This is a genomic window from Clostridium sp. UBA1652 (assembly GCF_002320975.1).
Lineage (GTDB): Bacteria > Bacillota > Clostridia > Clostridiales > Clostridiaceae > Clostridium_T > Clostridium_T intestinale.
The window spans coordinates 21092-38441 of the sequence record NZ_DCLI01000065.1 but is presented as its reverse complement, the minus strand read 5'-3'; the positions used below and the strand labels follow the sequence as shown (position 1 = coordinate 38441).

Sequence of the window (17350 nt, the reverse complement as noted above, 5' to 3'; positions counted from 1 at the left end):
GGATAATAACGAATTATCCTCTACTCATTATACCAAATTTTCTTACAAATAAAAACATTTTTCTTAGTATATAGAAATCCAATTCAATATAACAGTACGTATTATTGCTTTTTTCATTCTTTTTGTACACTATTTTCAAATTCTCAAACTCTCACATCAAACTTTTTCATTAGTCTCCCCTATAATTTTATATGAATCTTCAATTTTTCTATATGTTATTAAAATATTAGGTTGATCAGCTGGGGTAAATAAATCTAATCCCTCTTGATCTTCATCTGAGTAAAATATTTTTTCCAAAACTTCTCAAGCACCCAACCCTTTGTTCCTGCTGGTATAAAGCCAAATGAGCCTTCCTTAACTGAATCACTTGAAGGCAAATAACTTTTCCCGCTTATAGCATTAATAACTGGACAAGATTTTATTATTTCAACTCTATATAGTTTCTTTTCCTCAAAAATTTTCATAAAACTTTTTCTCCATTTTGCATCTATAATTATCAACTCAAAAACACAACTTATTTAATTAAACTTATGTATTCTTCTTAGTCCTAGGATGTATATGAGTTATATATTTTCCATGTCATATATATCTATTCTACCAATATTATTGTCTAAAAGGAAGTTATTAGGTTTGGTTTTGACAGGAAATGTTATTAACATTTTATTTTCAACACCTGAAATACACTTAGTATAAAACTGATCTGTAAATTAACCTTCGACATTAGAAAGTTGTTTGCTAGAAAATCTGTTTCCTATCGTTACAAAAATAAAAAGGATTATTAATATCTTTAGATGATATCAATAATCCTTTAGTGTAATCTTCTGTTTTATTTTTTACCATATAATTTATAATCTAAACTGACAATAATCTTAGTAAGGAAACTAATTACCACAATTTACCCCTATGTCAACTTAGTAAATTATGGTACACTTATTAAGTAAATTTCTTAATCCGTAGTGGATGGCTACGGGGGTTTTGAACGTTTTCTCCTCCTGGGTTATTGGTGAACTATTTCACTATAGCTAGGGGGTGGTATTGGATATGTTAGATACTTTAATAAAGTGTATATCACTTATTTATGTAATTAGATTAATCCTAAAACATAATCTGTTTATACATCATTTAAAAATTAAGATTAAATTTCTTGGTCTTGATATAGAAGTTAAAGGGAAAGAAAAAAGTGCCCCATCCAACAAAGATTAGCACTTTTTCTCAACTTAATTAAATCCAATAGCCCTAAAACAAAATAAATGTTCTAAGGATACTTAGTGTTGACGCACTAAGTATTTCTTATTTATATTATATCAAATTTTTATAATAAATAAACCCTTATTTTTAATTTAAAGCACTTTTTCTATTATCGTAAATAGAATCCATTTGCAGCTTTATATAACTAATAAGTGAACTAACATCATCATCTTTACAATTTTCTTAGTTATATTTATTTAATCTCTTTAATAAACTCCATGCCATTTACACACATAAACAAGGTATATAATAATGAAAACCTTATAAATCCCATTCTGTTGCCGTATACTGTAGCATCTTCTAATGCTTTATAATAATGCTGCTTATATTGTGGTCTTATAATAAGTCTTGGCATATACATGTTGCTTAATAATGCGTTTTGAATTACTCTTGAAGTTCTTCCATTTCCATCATAGAAGGGATGTATTTCTACAAACTCTAACTTAAGCCTAAAAACATCTTCTATTTTCTTATCAGATTTATTAATTAAGCTTCCCACTTAATTTAAGCTCATTCATATTATCAATCCTTTTGTACCGTAATCATAATATTTTCTATAATAATGTTTTAGTATGAATTAGGTCTAAAATGAATCTGAAGAACCTTTGGTTCTTCTACTGTATTAAGGTGTAAAGCATTTTTCTAAATCTTGAACTTTTTCTAATTCAAAAATATCTATAGCTATTTCTTCTACAACAACTTCTGGTAAAACTTTTATTTTATCAATATATTGTTGAGGTACTGATTTAAACTTTTTAATTAGTACTCTTATTAATAATTCTACTTTTCCTTCTAATTTTCCACGTTCAAAAATCATTTGTCCAACTTCTGTCATCTATATCGCCTCCGTAAGCTTAATTCTAAGGAGTTTAATGCAACAACTCCACTATAAATCTGTAAATAACATTTTAATCTTTCAATTATCTAAAATGGTATTTCATCATCTGATTCGCAGATATTTTCTGATTTCTCTACTATATTTGTTTCTATTTCTTCATAAAACAAACCATAAGGAACCCCACCTTCTGTAAAGCCTGCTATAAATTCCATACCATATACCCCTTTTAAATACTCTTCATACTGATTTTCTGACCATACTTCAAGGTTATCATTAGTTCTCCTTTTAGATTTTCTCTTTTTACTCATGTTTTAATGTATTATCTCCTATTAATTTTCTTATTCACTTTATAATCATTTAAAAACTAAGATTAAGTTTCTTGGTCTTGATATATAAGTTAAAGTGAAAAAAGTGCTCCCTCCCAACAAGATTAGCACTTTTTCTATTTAAAACATATTTCTATTATCATAAATAAAGTCCCTTTGCATCTTTATATAACTAATAAGTGAGCTAACATCATCAGCTTTACAATTTGCTAGTGCTTTTTTATATTCATCTGATGTATCTCCATTCATGTATTGGAGTGGAAATCTATTATCTAATAACTGCTTCAAAAATATAAAACGCCCAATTCGTCCATTACCATCTTGGAAAGGGTGAATTTTTTCAAACTCTACATGAAATCTTGCTAAGTCTTCTAAAGTTATATTTTTCAATCTATTATAATCACTGATTAGAGATTTTATTTTATCTTCCGTTTCTAATGGACTTGCTGTATCAAAATCTGCCCCTAGTATTTTATTAGGATATTTTTTAAATACTCCTGCAAGACCTAAATCATATAATCTTGTTCTATACATTAAACTTGAATGCCATTCCTTAATTGATTCTATAGTTATTTCTTCTTCAAGAGAATCAATAACTAAATCAAAGGTATAAAAAGAATTAACTGTTATTTGAACATCATCTAACGTGTGCGTTCCCTTAACTATATTCTTCTCAAATAACATTTGTAAAGTTTCTGTTGTAAAGGTACTAGCCTCTATTTTATTAGAATGATATATAAAGTCATACTTTAATAACTCATTCAATGAATTATGTATTTCCTTAGTTTCTTTTAAGGTCTGTAAAAATTTATCATACTCATAAGTATTTGTTTTATCAAACACATCAAATGCTCCTTATAAAACATTTTTACTTTATTATAGCCTATAAACTGGTTACTTAAAATAGAAAATATTTAAGTTATTATTTTATTCTACTTAAAAAGAGCTCTTGGTTTCACCCAAAAGCTCTTTTTAAGTTCTATAGAATACTTTCTATTATTCCACCGCCAACTACATTGTTTCCATCATAGAATACAACTGATTGACCCTTTGTTATGGCTCTCTGTTTATCCTTAAAGCTAACTTTTACCTTACCATCTTCATAAGGTGAAACAATTGCTTTAGCTGGTTTTGCAGAATATCTCATCTTAGCTGTAACTTCTATTTCTTTATCTAACTTATCAAAAGTTATGAAGTTTAAATCCTTAGCTACTAGATCAGTTTTAAATATATCTTCTTCTGGTCCAAGTACTACTTCATTTGTCATTGGGTTTATATCAGTAACAAATACAGGTCTTCCAAGTGCTATTCCTAGTCCTTTTCTTTGGCCTATTGTATAGTATACAATTCCTTTATGTTCTCCAAGTACATTACCAAATTTATCAACAAATTTACCAGTTTTAACTGTACCAGGTTTAGCTAAAGTTATATAGTTACCATGATTGTTATCACTAACAAAACATATTTCTTGGCTATCTTTCTTATTATGGACAGCCAAACCAATTTCCTTAGCTATTTCTCTTATTTTATCTTTAGTGTATTCTCCACAAGGCATTAATGTGTGCTCAAGTTGGTATTGAGTAAGGTTATATAAAGCGTAGGTTTGATCTTTTCTATCATCATCACTTTTTATAAGATTATATCTACCATTTTCTTTAGCTATTTTTGCATAATGTCCTGTAGCTACATATTCTGCTCCTATTCCTTCTGCTTTTCTTAATAATTCATCAAATTTAAGATATTTATTACAAGCTACACAAGGGTTTGGAGTTTTTCCTTCTAAGTATTCATCTACAAAGTAGTCTATAACTTTTTCTTTAAAACTATCTCTAAAGTTTAGAACGTAAAAAGGAATACCTAGCTTATCTGCCACTCTTCTAGCATCATCTACAGCTGATAGTGAACAGCATCCGCCTTCTCTTTCTTCATATTCCTTATCTTCTTGCCATACTTGCATGGTTACTCCTATAACGTCATAACCTTGTTCTTTTAAGAGGTATGCTGCAACAGAGGAATCAACCCCTCCGCTCATACCTACAACAACTTTCTTTTTCATAAAACCACCTTTATATTATTCATCACCATGAACATGGTCATGAATATCATCATGTTCTTCAAAATCCCAACCTGTTAAATCTAATCCAGCATTTTTTCTATAATCATTTATAGCTTTATGAATAGCTTCCTCTGCTAAAACTGAACAGTGCATTTTAACTGGTGGAAGTCCATCTAAAGCTTCTGCTACTGCTTTATTAGTTAATTCCCAAGCATCTTCTAAAGTTTTTCCTATTATTAGTTCTGTAGCCATTGATGATGATGCAATTGCTGATCCACAACCAAAAGTTTTGAATTTAGCATCTTTTATTACATTATCTTCAACCTTTAAGTATATTTTCATTATATCTCCGCATTTAGCGTTTCCTACTTCTCCAACACCATTTGCGTCTTCGATTTCACCTACGTTTCTAGGATTTCTAAAATGGTCCATTACTTTGTCACTATATATCATATTATTTTTCCCCTTTCTTTAAAAAGTCTTCCCATAGTGGAGACATATTTCTTAATCTTTCTATAATTGGAGGTACTACTTCTAAAACGTAATCTACCTCTTCTTCTGTGTTTCCATCTCCTAAAGACAATCTTAAAGATCCATGAGCCTTTTCATGAGGTAATCCTATAGCTAAAAGTACATGAGATGGATCTAGAGAACCAGACGTACAAGCACTACCTGAAGACGCACAAACACCTTCAAAATCTAATGAAAGAAGTATTGACTCTCCTTCAATAAATTCAAAACCTACGTTAACATTACCAGGTAATCTCTTATCACCTCTTGGTCCGTTTAACTTTGTATGTGGAACTTTTAATAGTCCGTCTATTAACTTCTCTCTAAGAACTTCCATAGCCTTAGTGTGTTCTTCTAGGTTTTCATAAGCAAGTTCCATAGCTTTACCAAGTCCTACAACTCCAGCTATATTTTCTGTTCCTGCTCTTCTTGCTCTTTCTTGACCACCACCGTGGATTAAATTATCTATTCTTACACCTTTTCTTATATAAAGAGCTCCTACTCCCTTAGGACCATAGAATTTATGCCCTGCTAAAGATAGTAGGTCGATGTTCATGTCTTTAACATCTATCTCTAAATTTCCGATTGCTTGAACTGCATCTGTATGGAAAATTATTCTTTTTTCTCTACAGATTTCACCAATCTCTTTTATAGGTTGAATAGTTCCTATTTCATTGTTTGCAAACATTACAGAAACTAATATAGTTGTATCTTTAATTGCATTTACTAAGTCTTCTATTTTTATAAAACCTTCTGAATCAACATCTAGGTAAGTTACTTCAAATCCATTTTTCTCTAACCATTCACAAGTATGTAATACCGCATGGTGCTCTATTTTAGTTGTAATAATATGATTTCCTTTTTTCTTTTGGGCAAATGCTACACCTTTAATGGCCCAGTTATCAGCTTCTGATCCGCCGCCAGTAAAGTATATTTCTGAAGAGTCTGCATTTAAGGGCTTTGCAACTCTTTCTCTTGCCTTATCTATAGCTCTTTTTGTATCTCTGGAAATTCCATAAAAGGATGATGGGTTTCCAAAACTTTGAGTAAAATATGGCATCATTTCTTCTAGAACTTCTGGTTTAACATATGTAGTAGCTGAATAATCCATGTAAACTGTTTTATTCATTGTTATCACTCCTCTTTTCCATTTTTATCAAAGAATTTTTTGTTTTCATACTGTTATAGTCGTCAACAATGTCTTGTAAAGTTACAGACTCCATAACCTCATCAATACTTTCTTTAATTTTTTTCCATAAAAGCCTGGTTGCACAGCAATCTAGGTTGTCGCAGACAACCCCATCAATACACTCTGCTATTTCAACTGGTCCTTCTAAAATCTCCATTATATCAGAAACTTTTATTTCTTTAGGATCTTTGTTTAGTATATATCCTCCTTGGGCACCTCTTATACTTTTTAAAAGCTTTGCTTTTCTAAGTGGTGAAAATAATTGTTCTAAATAATATTCGGATATATTTTGTCTTTCAGATATAGTTTTAATTGATACAGGGTCCAGTCCATAATGTATTGCTAAATCAACCATAGCTTTTACACCATATCTACCCTTAGTAGATAATTTCAAAAAAATCACTCCTTAAAGCCGACTAAAATGATAAACTTTATTTTATAATAATAGCAAATCCGACCTTTACTGTCAACAATGAAAGTATTTACTTGTTATAGAATATTAAACTAGTCCTCGTTAAAGCAAAAATATCTTCAAGAAAATCCTTCCTGAAGATATTTTTTACTCTTTATAGTTTAAACTTATTTATATTTGTTATCATTTCTTCTGACATATCATTAAGAGCTTGTGCTGAGTTTGCAACGTCCTCAGAAGAACTATTCATTTCATCTGAAGATGAGGCTATTTCTTCTGTAGAGGCTGTTACTTCCTCTGATACTGCTGATAAGTCTTCTATTTTATTTAATATAGTATTCTTTTGATTATCTAAATTATTTAATGAAACTGTAGCAGTTTTAATTCTTGGTGTGTTTTCATTTATAGAATCAAAAACTTTCTCAAAAGATTCTGTTATATTACTTATTACATTTATTTGGTTATGTAATTCATTTTCCATTATCTTAGTTGTATCAACAACCATGTTTTTCTCTACACCTATGTCTCTTATTAGTGTATAGATATTTTCTGATGAGGTTTTACTTTGTTCTGCTAGTTTTCTTATTTCTTCTGCTACAACTGCAAATCCTCTACCATGTTCTCCAGCCCTAGCAGCTTCTATTGATGCGTTAAGCGCTAAAAGGTTAGTTTGTTCTGCTACACTATTGATTAGGTTAGTTATCTCACTTATCTTATCTACATTACTACTTAAATTATTAATTTTATTTACTACATCCTTAAACTTTGTTGATACTTCATCAATAGATTTCATAAGTGCTTGTACATATTGTTCGCTACTATTAACTAAGATTTCACTATTTTTTGAATTAGTTTCTATAACTCTTATAGCTGAAACTATTTCATCAAGGTCATTTGAGAAGTCTGATAATATACCATTAATATTCATAATCTCCTCACTTTGTCCCGTTGTTCCCTTGGCTACTTCTTGAATTGAAAAGTTTACGTTAGTTGATGATGCTGACATTTCTTCTGCTGTAGCTGCTAAATTTTCTGATTTTCTGCTTATCTCTTCTGAGTTATTTTTAATAAGTTTTATGGTTTCAGATATATCCCCTACAGTTTTATGCAAGGTATTACTCATAACCCCAAATTCATTTTCACTGTCTGTACTAAAGTCTACTGTAAAATCTCCTGTTGCAAGCTGTTCAATCTTACCTGTCATAGTTTTAGATGCTTTTCTAATAACTGTTATAATAGTGGCTGAAATAAGTAAAAATCCTAATACAGCTAAAGATATAGTTAATATTAAGTTTTTTGCTGTAGCTGCATAAATATCATGACTTTCTTCGTTAAGCTCTGAAGCCTGTTCTATATCATATGTCTTTAAGTTAAATAAAGCTGTTTCTCCATTAGTTGCGTATTCAGAAAGCTTACTATAATCATATTCTGACATAGGTTTTCCTTTAGATAAATCTCCCTCAATTACCGACCAAATATTTTTGTATGAATCGTAATTTTTATTAAATACATCTAATTCCCGCTTCTCTTCTTCATCAAGATTTAAATCTGAATACTCTTTTAAATAATCATTAATTTTGTCATAATGTTTATTTATGGTTTCAATATATTTTTTGTCATATTTTATTATAGTTTTATGAGTTTCTATTCTTATGTTTGCAAACTCACCTCTTATTCCAGCTCCAAGTCCTAAAGGCTCTACTCTTTCAGTATACATCATATCAATATTACTATTTACTTTTTTAACTCCTATGTATCCAAATACTCCAACCCCTACTGTAACTAACACTGCAATTAGAGATAATACTATAAAACTTCTTATAATCGTAATACTTTTAAGTCTAGATTTCAAAATAAACATCTCCTTAATTGATTTTAACTCAATTATATCAAGTTATTATGCTGCAAACAATAACTATTATTTTTTAACTTTTATTACCTTCCAATACTTCTTTATACTTTCTTCATATTTATTATTTTGCTCTTCATAATAAACTCTATCTTTAATATTATCAGGCAAATACTGCTGCTCTATATAATGATTTTCATAATTATGTGGATATTTGTATTCTATTCCTCTTCCTAAAGTTTGTGCTCCAGCATAATGAGCATCTTTTAAATGAAGTGGAATATCATCTATATCCATGGAATCTAAATCACTCATAGCCTTATCAATAGCTAAAATAGCTGAGTTTGATTTAGGTGCAGTTGCTAATAAAATTGTGGCATGAGCTAAAGGTATTCTTGCTTCTGGAAATCCTAACATATTAGCACTATCAACACAGGCCTTCACTATGGATACCCCTTGAGGATATGCAAGCCCTATATCCTCAGCTCCAATAACCATTAATCTTCTACATATAGATACTAAGTCTCCTGCCTTAACTAACCTAGCTAGATAATGAATAGCTGCATTGGGGTCACTTCCCCTTATGGATTTTTGAAAAGCACTTAAGATATCATAATGAGCATCTCCACTAATGTCATAATTAAGTATCTTCTTTTGCACTGAGTCTGCTGCAACTTCTTTATCTATTATTATTTTCCCTTCACTATTAGGATTAGTTGAATAAAGAGCTACTTCTAAACCATTAATAGCTTTTCTTACATCTCCATTAGCAGAATCCGCAAAAAATTCATAACCTTCTAAAGTAACTTCTATATGTACGCCTCTATAATCTTCCTGTGCCAAATCCCTTGCTCTTTTTAAAGCCTCTATAACATCATTTTTCTCTAAAGGCTTAAATTCAAAAATAGTGCTTCTACTTAAAATCGCCTTAAAAATATAATGGAAGGGATTTTCTGTAGTAGACGCTATTAATGTAATTCTTCCATCTTCTATGAACTCTAATAAAGACTGCTGTTGTTTTTTATTAAAGTTCTGAATTTCATCTAAATATAAAACAACTCCATTACTCCCCATAAAGGTATCAAGTTCACTTACAATCTGCTGAATATCCTTTAAAGAAGCATTAGTTGCATTTAACTTATAGAATCTCTTGTTAGAAGTTTCTGCAATAATATTAGCTACGGTAGTTTTCCCAATACCAGGTGGTCCATAGAATATCATATTAGAAATCCTGTTACTTTTAATTATTCTATTTAAAATCTTACCTTCCCCTAAAATGTGCTTCTGTCCAAACACTTCATCTATATTTTTAGGTCTGACCTTATCCGCTAAAGGTTTATACATTCCACTTCCTCATTTCTCTATCTTAAAATCTCCATCTCAAATAAATTCCAATATCCATCTGAGCCTTTTTTAGCTTTTTCTATTAGCTTATGTTTTTTAAATCCTGCTTTTTCATAACACTTAATAGCTCCTATATTATGTTCAAACACACCTAAAGTAATTTTATCGAAGCTAAACTTTTCAAACCCTATTTGGGTAACTTTTTTCAAAACCTCAGTTCCTAAACCATTTCCTCTATATCTTTCATCACCTATTAAAAATCTAGATACTCTTCCCATCTTATTTTCTTTATCTCTTTCAGCAAGTTCAACAGTACCTATAATTTCATTACTATCATTCCATATAATCTTGTACATATCATGCACACTATTTTTAATATTATTATAATAATGCTCTTTAATTTGCTAAAGAGTTAATGGATACTTGTAAGATTCTCCTGCCCATTGCAATAAAAAATCTGATGTTTTATCTAAATTCCATTCAATAACTTTATTAAAATCCTCTTCTTCTATTAATTCAATTCTTATCATAAATTATCACCTCTATACTTAAATTTCTAAATCCACTCTTCCTTTAATAATCTATATTCTACTCTATCATAAAGCCTTGAATTTAATAAAACATGTTTCTTAAATTCGCCTTCTTTAATCATTCCAATACTTTTCATAACTTTTTCTGAAGCAGTATTTTCTTTTAAACAACCAGTCTCAACCTTAATAACATCACCTTGCTTAAAGGCATAATTAATAACTTCTTTCGCTGCCTCAGATGTAAACCCCTTTCCCCAATACTCTTGCAATATGAAGTATCCTAAATTCACAACTTTTCCTTCTGGAGAATCTAATAAAACTGTATACCCTATCTCCCCTATATATTCATTACTATCTTTTAATACAATCCCAAAATAATATTTTGTTCTGTTTTTAAGCTTACTTTCCTTTATTGCTTCATAAAGATTTTCCATAGACTCATCCAAACTGTTTGTTTTTATTTCAGGTAAATAATACATAACCTTCTCATCTGAAATAAGTTTATGTAATGAATGTATATCTTCTTCTATATGATCCCTTATAATTAATCTCTCTGTTTCTAATTTTATCATATTAGCTTCCTTTCTTTATATTCACTTCTTGATATACTAAATATATACTGTTCAGCACCAAATCTATAAATTGATTCTTCTATTCTCATGCCAAGCTTTGTTAATAAGTTACATGAAGCTTTATTTACTTTTTGAGTTTCAGCAACTAATTTATTTAAGTTTAATTCTTTAAAGGCATAATCCATAAGTTTTTTAATAACTTCATTTCCATATCCTTGTCCCCAAAATTCACTCACAAACTGATAGGAAATTTCCGTACTTACTCCATCATGGTGTTTATCAAGTGAAACTAATCCAACTAGTTCATCTGTAGTGTTATTTCTAACTGTTAGGTAAATTGACTCTTCATTGGCATTTAACATCTCTTCAAAAATATTGTTATATCGTTCTTCCGTTACAGTGCCACCAAGAAACTCTCTTACCTTATCATCAAAATACAACTTCTTTATATCTTTATAATCATTTTTATTTATCTTACTCATAACACATCTATCTGTATTTAACATATAAGACACCTTTCATAATAAATTTATTATATTTGAGAGATACATCTTAAACTCTATTAAATTTATTATACCTTATTTATCTGATGTCTAGCCACTGTAACGTTCCCATCTGAAGCTAAGTTTCACTTTATCCAAAAGTTTAACCCCCAAAAGCATAAGGCTTTTGGGGGTTGTTTACTAAGATGATTAACTGAATAATGTTCTATCACTTAATCCATCTTTAATATGCACTTTTTCAAATAAATTGATAAGTTTATCTGTATCTAGTGAAGCTTTTTCTTCTCCGCTAACATCAATTACAATTTTTCCTTCATGCATCATTATAAGTCTGTTTCCTGATGTGATTGCATGGTTTAAGTTGTGAGTAACCATAAGTGTTGTGATTTTTCTTTCTTTAACAATCTCTCTGGTTATCTCCATTATTTTCTCTGATGTTTTAGGGTCTAATGCAGCTGTATGTTCATCTAATAATAACAGTTTTGGATTAGACATAACTGACATCATTAAGGTTAAAGCCTGTCTTTGACCACCTGATAATAACCCTACTTTTGTGTAAAGTTTATCTTCAAGTCCTAAGTTAACTTTTTTAAGTAATTCTTTATAATGATCTATTCTGCTTTTATCAACTGCAAATGTTAATCCAAACTTTTTCCCTTTATTATCTGCTAGAGATAAGTTTTCTAATATAGTCATGTTAGGTGATACACCCATTGAAGGACTTTGATATACTCTTCCAATGATTTTAGATCTTTTATATTCAGGCATATCAATCATTTCTGTATCATCTATAAATATTGAACCATAATCTCCTGAAAGACTTCCACCTACTAGATTTAATAAAGTACTTTTTCCTGCTCCATTAGAACCTATTATGGATACAAAGTCTCCAGTTTTTACTTCTATTTCAAATTCATCGAATACTCTATGCTCATTTACAGTGTTTTCATTAAAAACCTTACACAGTCCCTTTACTTTCAGCATTAGCTAAAACACCACCCTTCATAACTTTTTTTCTCTTAAATATACCGCCTTTATTATTTGCAGCTAAAGCAATAATAACTATTATAGCAGTTATAAGTTTTAAATCATTAGGTGATAAGCCAAGCTGAAGCGCTATTGCAACTACGGCTTTATATATTATTGCACCAAATATAGCTAAACTTGTAGCTTTTACAAAACTCATCTTTTGGAATACTGAAACTCCTATAATTACTGATGCAAGCCCCATAACTACAACACCTGTTCCCATACCAACGTCTGCGAAACCTTGATATTGAGCTGTTAATCCTCCTGCTAATGCAACTAATCCATTAGATATCATAAGAGCCATTATTTTAACATTATCTTTATTTATTCCAAGTGAGGTAACTACTTGTTCATTATCTCCTGTTGCAATTAATAAAAATCCTCTTTTTGTTTTTAAGAATAAGTCCATAATTATTTTAGCAACTATTACAAATGCTAAGATAATTATTATTGGTGAAAGTCTTAATTCTCCAACATTTAATTCGAAAGACTTAAATATGTTCCCAAAGTTAAATAGTGGAGAGTTGGATTTACCCATAATTCTTAAATTTATGGAATATAGTCCAATCATAACTAAAATTCCTGACATTAAACTGTCTATTTTTAATTTTACATGTAATAATCCTGTTATACATCCTGCTACTGCCCCTGCTGCCAAAGATACAAATACAGATAAGATAGGATTCACCCCATTAGCTAAAAGTGCTGCACATACTGCAGCACCTAATGGGAATGTTCCATCCACTGAAAGATCTGGGAAATCTAATATCTTATAGGTTATATATACGCCAATAGATACTAAGGCAAATAGCAAGCCTTGTTCTAAAACATTTAACACTAAAGACATTAATTAACCCCTCCTGTAACTTTTTCAGCACTCTTTTCTATATCAGCTGGTATAGTTATTCCAAGTTTTTTAGCAACATCAGTGTTTATAGTAGTTTGTAAATCTGTTTGGAATCCTACTGGAATTTCTGATGGTTTTTTACCGTTTAAGATTTCAGCTGCTTGATATCCAGCTTCTTTTCCTAATTTATAGTAGTCAATACCTGCTGTTATTAATCCACCTTTTGCTACTATAGCAGATTCTGCTCCAAATATAGGTACATTTTTTTCTAATGCTCTTTTACCTACTAAATCATAAGCTGCTGCTACATTGTTATCTGTAGGAGTGTATAATACGTCTATTGAACCTAATATTGAGTTTAAACTTTGATCTATATCATTGCTAGTTGCTGCACCAGCTTCTTTAACTTGTAATCCTAGTTTTGCAGCTTCTTCTTTAAGTGCTTTAACTTGCACCCCAGAGTTTGCTTCAGAAGTAGTATATATTACTCCAATAGTTTTTGCATTAGGTAATACTTTTTGTAATACCTTTAATTGATCTGCTATTGAAACATTATCAGAAGTTCCTGTAACGTTAGTTCCTGTACTCTTTACATCCTTAACTATTCCTGCAACTACTGGATCTGTAACTGCTGTAAATACTATTGGAATGTCCTTTGTAGCGTTATAAGCTGATTGAGCACTAGGTGTTGCAATTGCTAAAACTAAATCTTTTTTATTACTAACAAATCCTTGAGCTATTGTTTGAGTTGTTGCAATGTCCCCTTGGGCATTTTGATAATCTACTTCTAGATTTTTGCCTTCCTCAAATCCTTTTTCCTTAAGTCCATCAATGAATCCTTTTCTTGCAGAATCCAATGCTGGATGCTCAACTATTTGTGAAATACCAATTTTTTTCTTGTCCCCCTCTTTTTTAGCACAAGCTACAAAAGAACTTACCGCAACTAAAGCGCATAAAATCAAGGCAACTTTCTTCTTCCCTACCATACTGCCATCTCCTTCTTAAATTATAAAAAATTATTAATTTATTTCTAATATTTATCAATAATATCCTACATTTACTACTAACAACTTAATTAATTCACTCATTTATTGATAAAATATTATTTTTAATAATATCATAATAATATTAAAAAGTAAATATTTATTTTGTTATAGCTCTATGCCCAATCCCAATGACTATCTCATTTAAGTGAAGTAAACCAATACTTAAAAATATGCAAACGCTTAAATGTTCACCCGAAACTGCTATACCTATTTTTCCCCCAACGTTTTGACCACTTGCTCTATTTGCAACTTGCATAATTGCATCTCTGCAAGCTCCAATAACAGCTCCTTCGTGAATATGTTCTTCACGTATAAGTCCACACCTTTTAGATGCAACCAAAGTTCTTTCTAAAATCTTTTGTATAGAATTGTTTATATTTCCACCTATATCTACAGCTGCAGTATTTGCTCCCAATGCCCCAAATTCATCTCTTAATTTATGTTCCTCTTCTCTTGAAGAAATAGCCATCCTTGTTGCTATTTTTGCCACCTGAACACTATCCATATTATATATCCTCTTTTCTATAATTAAGTGAAACTTAGCTTCAGAGGGAATTTTCATCTTCCACTGAAGGTTAGTTGAACTTATCTAGGGTCGTGCCACTGTTATCTCCCATTAGTCAGATGGGAGTGTTACAGTGGCTAGACATCAGATAAATACATTTTTATTATACCCTACATAATGATATTAAAAAAGAAGATGAGTAAAAACTCACCTTCTAATCAAGCTCACAATGATTTAATACACCTTTTGCAAACTGCATAATAACTAGAGAAACTAACATGTTCCATATGATAAATGAAAAATATATTGCATATTGTCCTAAAAACTCTAACTTCATTGATATTATAATAGAAGCTATAATTCCTGGAAGAACGTAGACAAATATACTTATAAACATCAAAAATCCTTTTAAAGCATTAGATGCAATTCTTCCAAACAATCTGTAATTTAGTACCCCGCCATATATGAAGACAAATCCAAAGGAAACATACACTATTATAGCCAAAACTATAGTAAGTGGATTTGATTTAGTTAATATTCCTGCAACTAAAAAACTTAAACTTCCATCAACTAAAAATTTTAAGGCTGATGATAAGGTTCCCCAGAAAATCTTACTTTCTTGTGAGTCTGGTATAAGGAATATATATGGTTTTGCCATTTCTTGATGTATCTTGTTTCCAAAAGAAGCTAAACCTGAAATATATATATATCCATAAAGTAGTGGTAATATATCATTTATAGGTACAAACTTACCGTATATAACAGCTGCTGAAACCATTAATAAGGTAAATAAATTTAAAATACCAAAACCTGTTTTTCTATACTCAAGAATGTGTTTATAAAATATTGTTTTTCCATAATTGGCATTGTAATTATAAGTTATTTTTCTTGTTTTTAATTTTCTATTATTTAAATTGAACTCTTTAGGATTAATCTGTTTAGTCTTTAACTTTAAAACATCTTCCTTAAGCTCTGCCCCTTGAATTACATCCTCATAATAATCTAGGTTCATATTATAAAGAATTGCTGCAAGTATTCCTATAACAAGTATGTTTAAAAGTGCATATACAAAAAATATTCCATCAACATTTGTTATTGCTTTATTAAACATTGCTTTGTACCAGCCTATCAAAGGGATGTAATCAATGTTTTTACTTGAAAACATATTAACAAAGGTGTTAAATAAATCATCCTTATTTTGAAATAACTTTAATGCTGGAAATAATAAAGTTAAAGCAGCTGCCCCTTTAAATACTATATTAAATATTTTATTAAGGTATGGTTTTGTAGAACATAGGCTGTATATGAATATTGATATTATTGATAGGGTAACAAAAAATAAACCCAATATTAATATTATAAGAAATATCCCCATACTGCTTAAGCCTAAATTAATCTTTAAATTCGGTATTTGATACAGAAAAACTAATAAAAATACTCCAGCTGACGAAATACTTTTTATGAATTCATATATCAATAGATTTTGTGGTTTTATTGGAGATGTAAAAGCCATATTTACATCACTCATAAAAAATTGGGTACTTCTTTTTCCTATGGACATTATTAATGAAGAAAAAAAGAAAAATAATATTCCTAAGGTAAAAAACGAAGTTATATATTGTGGTGGAATGTTTTTGTCAAAGATATTTTTATCCTTTGACATTGTTGCAAGCATAAAAACTACCATTCCTATGATAAATACAAAGGGAATTAATTTAGAAGGTTGTTTTTTTAAGTTCTTTATGAAGTTTATTATACTTCTTCTTATTAGATAAAATAATGCTCCCATCTAATTTTCCTCCGTAAATTCAAAGAATATTTCTTCTAAGTTATCTCCAGATTCATTAAATTCTCCCTTTGTTTTTGATAAAATAATTTCCCCTTCTTTCATTATAAGTATTCTATCCCATAGATCTTGCACACTATCTAAAAGATGGGTACTTATTATGATTGCTGCTCCTGATTCCTTTAGTTTTGCAAAATAGTTCTTAAGTTCCTTAATTGCTTTAGGATCTAACCCTATCATAGGTTCATCAAAAAGGATTAATTTAGGATTAGTTATAAGTCCACATATAATACTTACTTTTTGCTGCATACCTTTTGATAATTCTTGTCCTAGTTTAGTTCTTTTGTCAACCATATCAAAGGTCTTTAACAGCTCTTCTGCTTTTTCTTTATAATCGTTAAGCCCATAGGCTTTTGCTATGAAGTGAATATGTTCATCTACTGTAAGTAATGGATACATGGCTGGCATTTCAGGAACATAGTTAAATAACCTTTTCCCCTCAATACTCTTATTATGTTTTCCACCTATCTTTATTTCCCCTTCATATTTTAATAACCCTGCTATGGATTTTATTATTGTTGACTTTCCAGCTCCATTTGGCCCTACTAAAACAGCTATTTCTCCTTCTTCTACCTTAAAGCTTATATCTTTTACTGCTTTAAATTTCCCATAACTTTTTGTTATATTATTAACTTCTAACATAATTCCCTCCTAATTCAATACCAACTGTTCTATATTTTTCTATATATTTACTTTATAT

At 29.9% G+C, this 17350-nt stretch carries 22 protein-coding genes; 1 reads left to right on the top strand and 21 read right to left on the bottom strand.

Going from position 1 to position 17350, the window contains the following annotated elements; genetic code table 11:
* Positions 1-254 precede the first annotated feature (254 nt).
* The gene (locus B3N22_RS12735; protein ID WP_286907651.1) at positions 255-464 is read right to left on the bottom strand and encodes a hypothetical protein; all 210 of its coding nucleotides are present in this window, start codon (positions 462-464) and stop codon (positions 255-257) included.
* A gap of 571 nt (positions 465-1035) precedes the next feature.
* Here B3N22_RS12735 and B3N22_RS12730 point away from each other — a divergent pair.
* Positions 1036-1203 carry a hypothetical protein gene (locus tag B3N22_RS12730; protein WP_286907649.1) on the top strand — a complete coding sequence of 56 codons (168 nt, stop codon included), beginning with the start codon at positions 1036-1038 and terminating at the stop codon, positions 1201-1203.
* 238 nt (positions 1204-1441) lie between these two features.
* Here the strand turns inward: B3N22_RS12730 and B3N22_RS12725 are convergent, their stop codons facing one another.
* The 20 genes from B3N22_RS12725 to B3N22_RS12630 all read right to left on the bottom strand — a co-directional run bounded on the left by B3N22_RS12725 (position 1442) and on the right by B3N22_RS12630 (position 17292).
* Positions 1442-1747 carry a Fic family protein gene (locus B3N22_RS12725; RefSeq protein ID WP_286907647.1) on the bottom strand — a complete coding sequence of 102 codons (306 nt, stop codon included), beginning with the start codon at positions 1745-1747 and terminating at the stop codon, positions 1442-1444.
* A gap of 123 nt (positions 1748-1870) precedes the next feature.
* Positions 1871-2083 (bottom strand): DUF4351 domain-containing protein, encoded by a 213-nt coding sequence (locus B3N22_RS12720; RefSeq protein ID WP_286907644.1) that lies wholly within the window; start codon positions 2081-2083, stop codon positions 1871-1873.
* Positions 2084-2172: 89 nt separating this feature from the next.
* Positions 2173-2394: a hypothetical protein gene (locus B3N22_RS12715; RefSeq protein WP_286907642.1), complete on the bottom strand. Its 222-nt coding sequence runs from the start codon at positions 2392-2394 to the stop codon at positions 2173-2175.
* Between the two features lie 138 nt (positions 2395-2532).
* On the bottom strand, positions 2533-3255 hold the full coding sequence (locus tag B3N22_RS12710; RefSeq protein WP_286907640.1) for a Fic family protein: 723 nt from the start codon (positions 3253-3255) through the stop codon (positions 2533-2535).
* A gap of 136 nt (positions 3256-3391) precedes the next feature.
* Complete coding sequence (gene mnmA, locus B3N22_RS12705) at positions 3392-4468, bottom strand: tRNA 2-thiouridine(34) synthase MnmA (RefSeq protein WP_286907639.1); 1077 nt, start codon at positions 4466-4468, stop codon at positions 3392-3394.
* Positions 4469-4483: 15 nt separating this feature from the next.
* Complete coding sequence (gene nifU, locus B3N22_RS12700; RefSeq protein ID WP_021802293.1) at positions 4484-4921, bottom strand: Fe-S cluster assembly scaffold protein NifU; 438 nt, start codon at positions 4919-4921, stop codon at positions 4484-4486.
* Position 4922: 1 nt separating this feature from the next.
* Positions 4923-6107, bottom strand: coding sequence for a cysteine desulfurase NifS (gene nifS / locus B3N22_RS12695; RefSeq protein WP_238906891.1), 1185 nt, complete (start codon positions 6105-6107; stop codon positions 4923-4925).
* Positions 6100-6561, bottom strand: a complete 462-nt coding sequence (locus tag B3N22_RS12690) for an RrF2 family transcriptional regulator (RefSeq protein WP_073015724.1) — start codon at positions 6559-6561, stop codon at positions 6100-6102. The genes nifS and B3N22_RS12690 overlap by 8 nt, the downstream gene beginning before the upstream one ends.
* A 172-nt stretch (positions 6562-6733) precedes the next feature.
* Positions 6734-8431 carry a methyl-accepting chemotaxis protein gene (locus B3N22_RS12685; RefSeq protein ID WP_286907635.1) on the bottom strand — a complete coding sequence of 566 codons (1698 nt, stop codon included), beginning with the start codon at positions 8429-8431 and terminating at the stop codon, positions 6734-6736.
* Positions 8432-8497: 66 nt separating this feature from the next.
* Positions 8498-9772, bottom strand: coding sequence for a replication-associated recombination protein A (locus tag B3N22_RS12680; protein WP_286907633.1), 1275 nt, complete (start codon positions 9770-9772; stop codon positions 8498-8500).
* A 17-nt stretch (positions 9773-9789) separates the two neighbouring features.
* Positions 9790-10128 (bottom strand): GNAT family N-acetyltransferase, encoded by a 339-nt coding sequence (locus B3N22_RS12675; RefSeq protein WP_476728474.1) that lies wholly within the window; start codon positions 10126-10128, stop codon positions 9790-9792.
* 48 nt (positions 10129-10176) lie between these two features.
* Entirely contained in the window at positions 10177-10302 is a 126-nt protein-coding gene (locus B3N22_RS12670) for a hypothetical protein (RefSeq protein ID WP_286907631.1), read from the bottom strand.
* Between the two features lie 26 nt (positions 10303-10328).
* Positions 10329-10874 (bottom strand): GNAT family N-acetyltransferase, encoded by a 546-nt coding sequence (locus B3N22_RS12665; RefSeq protein WP_286907629.1) that lies wholly within the window; start codon positions 10872-10874, stop codon positions 10329-10331.
* The gene (locus B3N22_RS12660; protein ID WP_286907627.1) at positions 10871-11380 is read right to left on the bottom strand and encodes a GNAT family N-acetyltransferase; all 510 of its coding nucleotides are present in this window, start codon (positions 11378-11380) and stop codon (positions 10871-10873) included. The genes B3N22_RS12665 and B3N22_RS12660 overlap by 4 nt, the downstream gene beginning before the upstream one ends.
* A 186-nt stretch (positions 11381-11566) precedes the next feature.
* On the bottom strand, positions 11567-12361 hold the full coding sequence (locus B3N22_RS12655) for an ABC transporter ATP-binding protein (protein ID WP_073015710.1): 795 nt from the start codon (positions 12359-12361) through the stop codon (positions 11567-11569).
* Positions 12336-13253, bottom strand: a complete 918-nt coding sequence (locus B3N22_RS12650; protein WP_286907624.1) for an ABC transporter permease — start codon at positions 13251-13253, stop codon at positions 12336-12338. Before B3N22_RS12650 ends, B3N22_RS12655 begins: the two co-directional genes overlap by 26 nt.
* Entirely contained in the window at positions 13253-14239 is a 987-nt protein-coding gene (locus B3N22_RS12645) for an ABC transporter substrate-binding protein (protein ID WP_286907621.1), read from the bottom strand. Before B3N22_RS12645 ends, B3N22_RS12650 begins: the two co-directional genes overlap by 1 nt.
* 157 nt (positions 14240-14396) lie before the next feature.
* Positions 14397-14804, bottom strand: coding sequence for a HutP family protein (locus B3N22_RS12640; protein ID WP_073015703.1), 408 nt, complete (start codon positions 14802-14804; stop codon positions 14397-14399).
* Positions 14805-15018: 214 nt separating this feature from the next.
* On the bottom strand, positions 15019-16593 hold the full coding sequence (locus B3N22_RS12635; protein ID WP_286907619.1) for a putative ABC exporter domain-containing protein: 1575 nt from the start codon (positions 16591-16593) through the stop codon (positions 15019-15021).
* Positions 16594-17292, bottom strand: coding sequence for an ABC transporter ATP-binding protein (locus B3N22_RS12630; protein ID WP_286907617.1), 699 nt, complete (start codon positions 17290-17292; stop codon positions 16594-16596).
* Positions 17293-17350: the final 58 nt, after the last annotated feature.